Annotated in this window: 11 protein-coding genes; 3 read left to right on the forward strand and 8 right to left on the reverse strand. The window is 71.7% G+C overall.

From position 1 onward, the window contains the following. Together I0C86_RS08055 and I0C86_RS08060 are read right to left on the reverse strand one after the other, a co-directional pair. The coding region (locus I0C86_RS08055; protein ID WP_230393772.1) for a hypothetical protein at positions 1-186 on the reverse strand (186 nt) is incomplete at its 3' end. A 111-nt stretch (positions 187-297) separates the two neighbouring features. Continuing rightward, entirely contained in the window at positions 298-1,476 is a 1,179-nt protein-coding gene (locus tag I0C86_RS08060; RefSeq protein ID WP_196200584.1) for a DegT/DnrJ/EryC1/StrS family aminotransferase, read from the reverse strand. An 81-nt stretch (positions 1,477-1,557) separates the two neighbouring features. Between I0C86_RS08060 and I0C86_RS08065 the strand changes: the two genes are divergently transcribed. Continuing rightward, a complete protein-coding gene (locus I0C86_RS08065) occupies positions 1,558-2,784 on the forward strand; it encodes a hypothetical protein (protein WP_196200585.1) in 1,227 nt (408 codons plus the stop codon). A gap of 109 nt (positions 2,785-2,893) precedes the next feature. Here I0C86_RS08065 and I0C86_RS08070 read toward each other — a convergent pair whose 3' ends face one another. From I0C86_RS08070 to I0C86_RS08090, 5 genes are all read right to left on the reverse strand, one after another. Continuing rightward, on the reverse strand, positions 2,894-3,949 hold the full coding sequence (locus I0C86_RS08070; protein ID WP_323373527.1) for a dihydrodipicolinate synthase family protein: 1,056 nt from the start codon (positions 3,947-3,949) through the stop codon (positions 2,894-2,896). A gap of 8 nt (positions 3,950-3,957) precedes the next feature. Then, a complete protein-coding gene (locus I0C86_RS08075; protein ID WP_230393773.1) occupies positions 3,958-4,965 on the reverse strand; it encodes an NAD-dependent epimerase/dehydratase family protein in 1,008 nt (335 codons plus the stop codon). Positions 4,966-5,080: 115 nt separating this feature from the next. Further along, positions 5,081-5,962, reverse strand: coding sequence for a Gfo/Idh/MocA family protein (locus I0C86_RS08080; RefSeq protein ID WP_196200587.1), 882 nt, complete (start codon positions 5,960-5,962; stop codon positions 5,081-5,083). Positions 5,963-6,042: 80 nt separating this feature from the next. After that, positions 6,043-6,711: a response regulator gene (locus tag I0C86_RS08085; RefSeq protein WP_196200588.1), complete on the reverse strand. Its 669-nt coding sequence runs from the start codon at positions 6,709-6,711 to the stop codon at positions 6,043-6,045. Further along, positions 6,708-8,015, reverse strand: coding sequence for a sensor histidine kinase (locus I0C86_RS08090; protein WP_230393776.1), 1,308 nt, complete (start codon positions 8,013-8,015; stop codon positions 6,708-6,710). The genes I0C86_RS08085 and I0C86_RS08090 overlap by 4 nt, the downstream gene beginning before the upstream one ends. A 210-nt stretch (positions 8,016-8,225) precedes the next feature. Between I0C86_RS08090 and I0C86_RS08095 the strand changes: the two genes are divergently transcribed. Together I0C86_RS08095 and I0C86_RS08100 are read left to right on the forward strand one after the other, a co-directional pair. After that, entirely contained in the window at positions 8,226-8,918 is a 693-nt protein-coding gene (locus I0C86_RS08095; RefSeq protein WP_196200590.1) for an ABC transporter ATP-binding protein, read from the forward strand. Continuing rightward, entirely contained in the window at positions 8,915-11,284 is a 2,370-nt protein-coding gene (locus I0C86_RS08100; RefSeq protein WP_196200591.1) for an ABC transporter permease, read from the forward strand. The genes I0C86_RS08095 and I0C86_RS08100 overlap by 4 nt, the downstream gene beginning before the upstream one ends. Positions 11,285-11,415: 131 nt before the next feature. Here the strand turns inward: I0C86_RS08100 and I0C86_RS08105 are convergent. Next, positions 11,416-12,235, reverse strand: an 820-nt coding sequence (locus tag I0C86_RS08105) for a carbohydrate ABC transporter permease (protein WP_230393774.1), incomplete at its 5' end; no start/stop codon positions are given.

Raw genomic sequence — 12,235 nt, forward strand, 5'->3', positions numbered from 1 at the left:
GTACGGGCCGCGTCCGGTATGTGCCAGCACCGCCAGCGCGTCCGCCCCGTCTGCCACCAGCCCGCGCAGGTACGCCCCGGCGACCGCCGGATCCACCTCGCCGGTCCCGGTGGCCGGGGTGGCCGCCGCCGCGACGAGTCGCCACCGGAGCCGGTCCCGCAGCGCCGCCGCCCTCGGGTCGATCATGTTCGTCCTCCGCCCCGCTCCGACCGGCCGCTCACGCCGCCACCCCGTTCCGCTCGGCGTCGGCGCTCGCCACGCTGCTCCACCCGACGGCTCGCCCGCACCGCCCGGCGCTCACCCGGTCACCGCCGCCCGCACCGCCCGGGCGATCCGGTCGACGTGCGTGTCGGTGTAGCGCTCGTTCCAGTCGATCACCAGCAGAGTCTCCGTGATCAGCCGTTCCGCGTTGGGCCGGGTCCCCCAGCCGAGCGTGGGAAGACGGTCGGCCGGTGGCACGCTCATCGGATAGCGGGAACCGCCGTAGGTCGGCGCGTCGACCAGGGCGGGGGCGCAGTGCAGGGGTTCGTCGAGGTATCCGGCCCGCGCCGGTACACCCGCCCGGGCCAGCGCGGCGGCGACCTCGTGGTTGGTCAGCGGCGGATCGAGCACGACCGGGAAGAGCCACCAGGCGTGCCGCTCGGCATCGGCCGGTACGCGTACGCCGGGTAGGTCCGCCAGCGCGGCGGAGAGCCGACGCGCGGTGCGGCGCCGGTCGGCCAGGACGCCGGGGAGCTTGCGCAACTGGGCACGGGCGACCGCACCGGCCAGTTCGGTCATCCGGTAGTTGAGTCCGAGGCTCTCGTGCCGGCGTACACCGCCCTCACGGGGCCAGCCCTTGTCGGCGAAGAGTCGCATCCGGCGGGCCAGTGCCGCGTCGTCGGTGATGGTCAGACCGCCGTCGCCACAGGTGATGTGCTTCCACTGTTGGAGGCTGAAGCAGCCGATGGTGCCGACGGTGCCGGCGAGGCGGTCGTCGGGGTACCGGGTGAGCCACGCCTGCGCACAGTCCTCGATCAGCGGGACACCGGCGGCGTCGGCGACCTCGCGCAGACCGGTGGCCGGTGCGCCGAAGAGGTGGACCCCCAGGATCGCGCGGGTCCGTGGGCCGATCGCGGCGGCCACGGCGGCCGGGTCCAGGTTGCCGGTGTCGGGATCGACGTCGGCGAACACCGGTACGGCGTTCTGCGCGAGGATCGGTGCGACCGTGCCGAAATCGCTGATCGGAGAGGTGATGATCTCGTCGCCCGGGTCGGGTGCGACGGCGGCCACGGCCAGGTGCAGCGCTGCGGTGCCGGAACTGCACGCGACGGCATGGGAGACTCCGTGCAGGTCGGCCATCTCCCGTTCGAGGGCGCGGACCTCCTTGCCCCACACCGCGCTGAGCATGCCCGACTGGAGAACCCGGGTGACGGCTTCGATCTCCTCCGTACCAAGCGTCCGGCCACTGGAGTCGATCATGCTGGGATACGACATCCACCCTCCCGGCTTCGCGGATACCGGACCAGACCGTAATCTGTTGGATGTCCGTCACGCAACCCGCATTGGAGGCTGAGGGTGGCCGTCGAGATCGGCATAGTCGGACCGCATGACCTGGTCGACGACGTCGCCGCTACCTGTGAGGAGCAGCCGGGGGTCGAAGCGCGCCGCTTCGACTACGACCACGAGTCGCAGGCACCGGCGATCGTCGAGGCGCACGGCGGCCAGGTGACGGCCTGGCTCTTCACCGGAGTCGTCCCCTACGCCCTCGCCCGCGAGGCGGACGTGCTGACCCGGCCGGCGACGTTCGTCGACTACACCGGGGCCACCCTGCTACAGGCCGCCGTACGCCTGTTGCGCGACGGGCACGACCCCGGCCTCATCTCCATCGACACGGTCGCCACGGCGGACGTGACGACGACCTTCACCGAGGCCGGTCTGCCCGTGGAGCGGATCCGTTCGCTGCCGTACCGCAACGGGCTGACCTCCGCCGATCTGATCGCCTTCCACCGCCGCCAGCGCCGGGGCAGCACCCCGCCGACGGTGGCGGTGACCTGCCTCAGTTCGGTGTTCGAGGTGCTGCGCCACGAGATGCCGGCGCTGCGCCTCGCGCCGTCGAACCACTCCGTGCGGACCGCGCTGCGGCAACTGCTGTTGCAGGCCAGCAGCCAGGCGCAGGAGGACGCCCAGATCGCCCTCGGCCTGGCTGACGTGCCGGACGGCGACGAGGGGCTGCTCAAGGAGGTCGCGGCGCTCGGCGGAACGCTGGCCCGGTTCACCAGGGGAACCCACCTGATCGTGACGACCCGTGGGCCGCTGCACGACGCGACCGCCGGCTTCACCACGCTGCCGATGCTCCGCCGCCTCACCGACCGGCACGACACCGTGCACATCGGCTTCGGGCTGGGCCGCAGCGCCGCGGAGGCGGAGAACCTCGCCCGCCGGGCGCTCAGCCGGGCCCGCCGGGTCGGATCCGCCGCGGCGGTGCTGTCGCTGCGTGGCGAGACCGACATCGTGCTCGAGTCGACCACCCCGGTGCTGCCGGCGCAGGACGTCAACCTGGCCGTCATCGCGCAGCGGGTCGGTCTCTCGGTACCGACCCTGCTGCGACTGCGCCAGGTGCGCCACGCCGTCGGCACCGCCCCGCTGACCACCCGCGAGGTGGCCGACCAGCTCAACGTGCAACAGCGGACGGCCCGCCGGATGCTGCACCGACTGGAACTCGCCGGCCTGGCCGAACGGACCGGCAATCTCGCCCTGGGCACCAGCGGACGTCCGCTGACGCTCTACCGCCTGACCCTGTAACGGAACCGCCCGACCCTGTAACTGGACTCCGACGGCGTAACGGACCCGCCCGACGGCGCAGCGGAACCGCCCGACGCTGTACCGGAACCCTCTTGCGCGGCATCGGACACTAGGCCAGCCACTCGTCGAGGTGCGCGGCCACGAAGTCGTCGTCGCGCAGGTGCGGATAGGCCCGGTGCACCCGGTCCAGCTCCGCCGACTGTCCCGGCGACAACTCCTCCGCCGGGTCCAGGCACCAGCGCCCGGCGAGCAGGCCCTGCCGGCGCAACACCTCCTGGATGCCGGGGATACAGCCGTGGTAGCCGTTGGCGGCGTCGAAGATGGCGGCGTTGGCGTCGGTGAGATGACCGTCGAGGGTGAGCAGCCGGCGCAGTGTCGCGTCGTCACCGGCCCGGGCCCGGCGCGCCTCGTCCAGCAGCGACACTGCGGTACGCGCCCAGACCGCCCACTGCCCGAGCAGGCCCCCGACGAACTCCACCTCCACCGGTCGGCCGCCGGAGATGATCCGGTGCGGCGCGACCAGGTCGGCCAGGATGTGGTCGTCGTTGCCGGTGTAGAGCGCGAGGTCGCCGTCGCGGCCGGCGGCGCAGACCCCGTGCAGCACGTCCAGGGTGCGGTACCGGTCGAAGGGGGCGACCTTGATCCCCACCACCGAGTCGAGCCCGGCCAGCCGGGTCCAGAACTCGCGCGACAGGTCCCGGCCACCCACCGCCGGTTGAAGGTAGAACCCGACCACCGGCAGCACCTCGCCGACGGCTCGGGCGCGGTCGACGAGGCCGTCCTCGTCGAGGCTCGGATCCGGCGACAGCAGCACCATGTGGTAACCCAGCGAGGCGGCGAGCTCGGCCTCGGCGACCGCCTGTGCCGTGGGTCCGCAGGCGCCCGCCACGAGGACGGCGTCGGTGCCGGCGGCGGTTTCCGCCGCCAGTTCCAGCACCGGCGCCAGCAGCCCCACCTTCGGCTCGTGGATCGCGAACTGGGTGGTGTGTACGCCCACCGCGATTCCACCCGCGCCGGCGGCGAGGTAGTAGCGGGTCAGCGCGCGCTGCCTCCGCTCGTCCAGACGCCGCCGCTCGTCGAGGGCGAGCGGATGTGCGGGGATCACGCAGCCGCGCCGGAACCGGGAGAGGGCGGCGGTGTGCCGAGGGCTCGGGGCAGTCAGCACGGGCTCTCCTAGAACTTGCCGTCGCGGCGCTGGAATCCGGTCGGTTTGCCGAGAAGTGGCAGCCCGTCGGCCACCCAGCCGGCCGTCTGGTCGACGAGTTCGCCGAGCGAGGTGTCCGGATAGCCGAAGAGCTGGTGGCAGAGGGCGGCGTTGGACAGCAGGGCGGTGGGTGCCTCGGTGCCGGTGAGGACCGGCTCGCGGCCCAGCCGGGCACCGATCGCGGTCGCGACCTGGCGGACCGAGACCAGCTCCGGTCCGGTCAGGTTCAGTACGAACGGCGGCGTGGCGGCGTGGTGCAACGCCCGCAGGGTGACCTCGTTGGCGTACCCCTGCCAGACGATGTTGGCGTGTCCCATCGTCAGGTCGATCGGCTCCCCCGCGAGGACGGCGCGGGCGAGGTCGACGAGGACGCCGTAGCGCATCTCGACGGCGTAGTTGAGCCGGACCAGGGCCAGCGGGGTGTCGCCGTGCAGCGCGAAGTGGGTGAAGATGCGCTCCCGGCCGAGGCAGGACATGGCGTACTCGCCGACCGGTGCGACGGGGGTCTGCTCGACGCAGCCGCCGGAGGCGACCGGCACCAGCGGATAGACGTTCCCGGTGCTGAGCGCGACCAGGCGTGCCCCGGCGAAGCGCTGTGCCACCCGGCCGGGCAGGTACGTGTTCGTGGCCCAGGTCGCGTGCTCCCGGCCCGAGGTGCCGAACTTGGCTCCGACCAGGAACACGACGTTCGCGGCCTGCGGCAGTGCGGCCAGCGCGGCGTCGTCGGCGATGTCGGCCTCGACCACGTCGGCGCCCTCGCCGCGCAGCGCGTCGGCCAGTCCCGGCTCGGAGAACCGGGAGACGGCGATGACCCGGGCGCCGGTGCCGGCGGCCGCGACACCGCGCAGCGCCAACCGGACCAGGCTCGGCCCGAGCTTGCCGCCGGCACCGAGGACCAGGAGGTCGCCGTCGAGTTTGCGCAGATCGTCCACGAGCACGTCGCGTGGGCGCGACAGCCGCTCCTCGAGCTCCGCCAACGATCGCATCCGATGCAACCCCTTCCGATTAACGGCCCTGACCGTAACCGTGGGCGGGAGAGGTCGTCAAGGTCCGGGCCGCCGTCGGGCGTCCGGTGGGGCCGGGGCCGGTGGGTCAGTGGCGGGCGCGCGCCGAGGCCAGTACGCCCAGTACCGCCCGCGTCTGCGCCCACGGGACCGGGCTCGCCGCCCCGTCCACCATGGCGAGGAACGCCTCGATGGTGGCCCGGTAGCCGAGTTCGTCCTCTCCGCCACACAACGCGACGCGCCGCTCCCCGGTGGACGTGTGGACGATGACCTCGTACGCCTCGCCCTCGCTGACCCCGAGCACCTCGACGGTGCCCGGCACGCCGTCGGACCACTGGAGGGTCAGCAGACCGGTGTCCTCGGACCGCAGAGTGTCGTAACTGCGGGTCGCGGTGGCCGCGCCGACCAGCCGGACGGCCGGCCCCAGCAACGCGACGAGGAGTTCCACGCCGTGCAGGCCCATCATGACCAGCGTTCCGCCGCCGATGGCCGGATCGTCCTGCCACGGGTTGTAACCGGTGGCCCAGAGACCGACGTCGTGCCGCACCGTCGCGCGCACCGCCAGCACCTCCTCACGCGGTACGGCGAACGCGGCGAAGTCCGGCGCGAAGCGGAGCACCGAGGTGGACAGGACCAGCTCGGGCGCTACCGAGACGACCTGGCCGAGCTGGTCCAGTTGTTCGACCGTGGCGGCGGCGGGCTTGTTGACGAAGCAGGGCAGCGCCCGGTCGAGCACCTGGGCGAGCGCTCCGGGCACCTGCGGTGGTGGCACGGTCAGCACCACCCCGTCCGGCCGGCTGTCCAGCAGCGCGGCGAGGTCGGGCGCCACGGTGGCGTCCGGATGCTCGTCCAGGAACCGGGCGAGCCGCTGCGGATCCGGCTCCCAGACCGCCAGGTCGGCGTGCCGGCGCAGGGTCCGGGCGTCGGCGTAGGGGTGGCTGGTGGCCAGCCCGGCGATCGAGATGCGCATGACCGCAGAGGCTACTCATGCCGGCTGTGGCCACGCCACCGCTGGTCAACGAGGTGCTCGGGGGGTGAAAAGCCGCCGGCTCACACCCCGCTCGGGGTGACCAGTCCGGTCTCGTAGGCGACGACGACGGCCTGGACGCGGTCGCGGAGTCCCAGCTTGGCGAGGATGCGGGCGACATGGGTCTTGACGGTCGCCTCGGACAGGTGGAGGTGGGCGGCGAGTTCGGCGTTGCTCAGCCCCTGGGCCAGCAGGCGCAGGACTTCGAGTTCGCGTGGGGTCAACGCGGACAGGTCGCGGTGGATCGCGGCGGTGTCGGCGCTGCGGCTGGCGAACCTCTCTACGAGCCGCCGGGTGATGGCCGGCGCCAGCAGTGCGTCGCCGGAGCGGACCATGCGGACGGCGGCGACCAGGTGTTCGGGGGTGACGTCCTTGAGCAGGAAGCCGCTGGCACCGGCGGACAGCGCCGCGTAGACGTAGTGGTCGAGGTCGAACGTGGTCAAGATGATCACACGCGGTTCGTTGCCGGCACCGGTGAGGATGCGCCGGGTGGCCTCCAGTCCGTCCATCTCCGGCATCCGGACGTCCATCAGGACGACGTCGGGCAGCGTACGCCGGACCGCGTCGACGGCCTCGGTACCGTTCGTCGCTTCCGCGACGACGTCGATGGCGTCGGCGGTCAGGATCATCCGGAAGCCGGTCCGGACCAGCGCCTGGTCGTCGGCGACGACGACCCGCAGTGGCGTGCTCACGGCGCCTCCAGCGGGATCTCTGCGGTTACCCGGTAACCCTCGGTGAGGCGTTGCCCGGTGTGCAGGGTACCGCCGTAGACCGCCAGACGCTCCCGCAGGCCGATCAGCCCACGACCGTTGCCGTTCGCGACGGAGACGCCGGGGCCGCCGCCGGTGTCGCTGACCTCGACCCGGAGCTGGTCGGCGCGGTAGTCGAGGAGCACCGTGGCGGTCGCACCGGTGGCGTGCTTGACCGCGTTCGTCAGCGCCTCCTGGACCACCCGGTAGACGGTCAGTTCGACGCCTGGCAGCAGGGGACGGGGTTGGCCGGTGACGGCCAGCTCGACCGGCATCCCGGTGTCGCGTACGCGCTGGACCAGTGCCCCCAGCCGGTCGAGGCCAGGCTGCGGCGTCAGGCCGGTCGTGCTGGCCGGGTCGGGGCCGTCACTGTCCATGGTCAGCAGCCCCATCACGTGGCGCAGTTCGGCCATCGCCGCCCGACCACCGGCCTCGACGGCGAGGAGCGCGTCCCGGGCCTGGTCGGGGCTGGTCGGCATGACCTTCCGGGCGGCGCCGGCCTGGATGACCATGACGCTGACGTTGTGCGTCACCACATCGTGCAGCTCGCGGGCGATCCGGGCGCGTTCGTGCTCGGCGGCGCGGCGCAGCGCCTCCGCCTGCTCGCGTTCCAGTCTGGAGAGCCGGGCGCGGTCCTCGTCGGCGCGGCGTTTCCACCGCCGCAGGCCGTTGGCCGCGACGGCGACCGGGATCAGGATCAGGAACGGGACGGCATTTTCCGGGACGGTGGGCACCGCCGGTTCGCGAAGCTGGGTGTAGAGGTACGCCGCCATCGGCAGGCTGGCCAGCGCCGGCAGCCGGTGGGGGCTGTAGACGGCGGCCGTGTAGGCGGCGATGACGCAGGCGTAGAAGGAGACCCTCAGCGCGGCGTTGTAGTCGCTCGCCAGGGGCGCCGTGCCGAGGACGGTCCAGAGCACGGCAAGCGGATACCGGCGGCGGAACACCAGCGGCAGCAGCACCACGAGGAGCATGACGACGGTCCAACCGATCTCGTAATCCTCGATCGGCAGGAACGGCTCGGCGATCGGACGGGGCGTCACCGGTCTGGGCCGGTCCGAGTGGTCCAGGACGACCGCCGAATATTCCGCGTCGCGGTCGCCGCCCTCCAGGATCGCGGCGAGGCCGAGGCTCAGCGCCACGACCACGTCGAATATCTGGCCGCGCCACGAGAGCGGCGGCAGCGTGCCGGACGGACGCAGCAGCAGCCCGAGCCCGGCCCGCAGCCGACCGGTCAGCGCCACGTTCATCACCAGGCCATTCTCGCCAACGTCCCCGGGCCGCGACATCGGCCGAGCCGACCACCCGGCTACCTCGCTCGACTACGTCGCAGGGATGACGCCCGCCCGCCTCATCCCTACCTGGTACCGAATCTGCCTCTGACGAGCGACGCGCACGCTCCCGGACCGCCTCTAGCTTCGGCCGGCCAGCTGTGTGCACGAATGCGAAGGAGATCCACCATGACCGTGCCGTTGATCGAGCTGACTGCGGTGAGCCGCAGGTACGACGAGGGGCCGCCCGCACTGGACGACGTGTCCCTGAGGATCAGCGCCGGAGAGGCGGTCGCCATTCTCGGGCCGTCCGGCAGCGGCAAGTCCACCCTGCTGAACCTGGTCGCCGGACTGGACCGACCGAGCAGCGGCACGGTGACCGTGGATGGTGTCCGCGTCGACGAGTTGGGGGAAGCCAGGTCCGCACGCTACCGCCGGGCAAAGGTCGGCTTGGTGTTCCAGTTCTTCAATCTCCTGGACGACCTGACCGTCGCCGACAACGTCATGTTGCCGGCGCAGCTGGCCGGGATGGCTCGTGGCGCCGCGCAGCGCCGCGCGGCGGAACTGCTCGACGCGCTCGGCATCGGCCGGCATGCCACCGCCTACCCGGGCCGGCTGTCCGGGGGTGAGCGGCAGCGCGTCGCGGTGGCCAGGGCCCTGATGAACCGACCGGCGCTGCTGCTGGCCGACGAACCCACCGGTGCGCTGGACACCGCCTCCGGCGAGGAGGTCCAGCAACTCCTCAACGACCTGCATGCCGACGGCCAGACCATCGTCCTGGTCACCCACGACCTGGCCCTGGCGAGGTCGTGTGCGACCCGAACCGTCCAGCTCGTCGACGGCCGGGTAGCCGCCGACACCGCCGCAGAGCCGGTCCGATGAGCGCGCTGGGCGGGGTGGTCCGCTCCGGCGTGGGGCGTCGTCGGGTGCAGACGGTCGTGATCGGGCTGGTCGTGATGATCGCGGTATCGGCAGCCGTGCTGGGCGGATCGCTGATGGTGGCTTCCAGGGCACCGTTCGACCGGGCCTTTGCCCAGCAGCGCGGCGCGCACCTGACCGCACAGTTCGATGCGACCAAGACCACGGTCGCGCAGCTGTCGGCGTCGATGCACGCCACCGGCGTCACCGCGGCCGCCGGCCCGTTCCCGACCGCGTCGATCACCCCGGCCGCCGCCCGAAATCGAGCTACGCAATCGATCACGGTGGTCGGGCGGGCCGATCCGGGTGGACCGGTCGACGCCGTCACCCCGAACGAGGGGCGTTGGGTGGCCGGCCTCGGCGAGATCGTGCTGCACACCGACAGCCGACTTCCGAAAAGTCTCCAGCCGAAGGTCGGCGACGTGCTGCGGCTGCCCGATCTTGCCGGAAGTCCCACCCTGACCGTGGTCGGTGTGGCCCGGTCGGTAAGCGAAACCGCCGGCGGCTGGGTGACCCCCGAACAGATCACGGCGCTGACGGCTCCGGCACCGGGCGGCGGCTACCAGATCCTCTACCGCTTCGCCAAGAGCGCCACCACCGCGCAGGTCGACGCCGGCCGCGCCGCGGTGGAGGCGGACGTTCCGGCGGGGGCGTTGACCGGCGCGCGGTCCTGGCTCACCACCAGGACCAACAGCGCCGGGAACACCGTGCTGCTGGTGCCGTTCCTGATCGCGTTCGGCGTGCTGGGCGTGCTCATGGCGATCCTCATCATCGGCAACGTCATCACCGGCGCGGTCAGCACCGGCACACACCGGATCGGCATCCTCAAGGCCCTCGGGTTCACCCCCGGCCAGGTCGTCCGGGCCTACATGGTCCAGGCGCTGATCCCCGCCGCGACCGGCGCCGCCCTCGGGGTCGTCCTCGGCAACGTCCTGATCCTCCCGATCCTGGCGCAGACCAACGAGGTCTACGGCACGGCAGACTCCGGCGTCGCCCCGTCGGTCAACATCGCGGTGCTCGCCGGGGCGCTGCTTCTGGTCGCACTGACCGCGTGGGCGGCGGCGTCCCGGGCCGGCAGGCTCCGCACCGTCGACGTGCTCGCGGTCGGCCGCACCCCGAGCCCCGGCCGTGGCCAGTGGGCGGCCCGGCTGGCCGCACGACTTCCGCTGCCCCGACCGGTGACCCTGGGCCTGGCCCACCCGTTCGCCCGCACCCTGAGGTCAGCCACGATCATCGCGGCGATCGCGTTCGGCGCCGCCGCCGCGACCTTCGCCGTCGGACTGGGCACCTCCCTGACCAAGGTCCAGGCCTCGGAGAACAATGCCGACGTCGTCGTCCAACCGGGCCGACCCGTGAACGGACCACCGCCCGAAGGCGGTCCCAGGGGCACCTCGGGCCCTCCGCAGGCGCCGGATCCCGTGGCCGTCGCCAAGGCGATCACCGCACAGGCCGGAACCAGCGGATACAGCGGCATCGCCGAGACGCAGGTGACCGCCGCCGGACTTCCCGACGCCCTCGACATCCTCGCGCTCAGCGGCGACAACTCGTCCCACGGCTACGAGATGATCGCCGGCAGCTGGTTCGGCCAACCCAACGAGATCGTCGTGGCCAAGCCGTTCCTGACCGCCACCCAGACCGAGGTCGGCGACACGATCGTGCTGGTCAGCAACGGCACACAACTCACCGTCCGCATCGTCGGCGAGGTCTTCAACATCCAGTCCAGGGGCATGGAGATCCTGACCGCCGCCGCGACGCTCACGCCCGCCGAACCGGAGTTGCGGGCCATGACCTACGACATCACCCTCAAACCCGGTACCGACCCGGTCGCCTACGTCGAAGCCTTGGACACCGCCCTGGCGTCGGCGGGGGCCACCGCGAGGATCGCCGAGGACGAGGCCAGCGAACTTCTTCTCGTCATCAACACGCTGACCACCCTCCTCACCCTGATGCTGATCACCGTCGCCGCGCTGGGCGTGCTCAACATGGTCGTTCTGGAGACCCGTGAACGCGTTCACGACCTCGGCGTACACAAGGCCCTGGGCATGACCCCACGGCAGACCATCGCGATGGTCATCGCCTCGGTCGTCGTCACCGGCCTGATCGGTGGCGCGATCGGCGCGCCCGTCGGCGTGATGCTGCAGAGGGTGATCGTCGGCGAGATGGGACGGGTCACCGGCTTCGACCTGCCCGCCTCGGTCATCAACATCTACCACCCCGCCGAACTGGTGCTGTTCGGCCTCGGCGGCCTCCTCATCGCCGTACTGGGTGCGCTCCTACCCGCCGGCTGGGCCGCTCGGACCCGCACCGCCACCGCACTACGGACCGAATAGCACGCCTGTCCCGGACGGGCGGGGGTATGCCGGGTGTCGTTCGCGAGGCAGCCGCGGACGACAGCCGGCGACCCACCGCCTCCCGGTGGCGCAACGTTCAGCCACTCCCCCGGTTCACCCGCCTACCGGACTCACCCCTTGATCCCCGAGGTGGCTATCCCCTCGGTGAAGTACCGCTGCCCGACCAGGTACGCCATGAAGATCGGCACGAACGCGATGACCGAGCCGGCGAGGAGCATGTTCAGCGGCACGTTCTCCTGTTGCAGCGAGGCGATGCCGGTGGTCAGGGTACGCATGTCGGTGCTCTGCCCGACGATGAGCGGCCAGAGGAAGTCGTTCCAGTGCCACAGGAACACGAAGACCCCGAGGGTGGCCAGGATCGGCTTGATCAGCGGCAGCACGATCGACACGTACACCCGCCATTCCGAGCAGCCGTCGAGCCGGGCCGCCTCGAACAGCGAGTCGGGCAGCGACGCGATGAACTGGCGCATCAGGAACACCGCCTGCGCGTTGGCCAGGGTCGGCAGGATCAGGCCCCAGTAGGTGTCCACGCCGCCCAGCTCGGAGATGATGATGAACGTCGGGATCATGGTGACGTGGTACGGCACCATCAGCATCGCCAGGAACGACCAGAACATCGTCTCCTTGCCCGGAAAGCGTTTCTTGGCGAACGCGTATCCGGCCAGCGACGACAGCAGCAGCACTCCGACCACGGAGACCACCGAGTAGACCAGGGTGTTCCCGACCCAGCGCAGCACGCTCTTGGCCCCGAACACCGAGTCGTACGCCTCGGCGGAGAACGGCCACGGCAGCAGGCTGTCGGGGAAGGTGACCGGGCCGGTCGGCTTGAACGACAGCACCACCATCGCGTAGAAGGGGAAGAGCGTGACCGCCGCACCGGCCACCAGCAGGACGGCACGGAGAATCTGCCAGGAGCGGCTGGCCCGGTCA

Source organism: Plantactinospora alkalitolerans (genome assembly GCF_015690345.1).
GTDB lineage: Bacteria > Actinomycetota > Actinomycetes > Mycobacteriales > Micromonosporaceae > Plantactinospora > Plantactinospora alkalitolerans.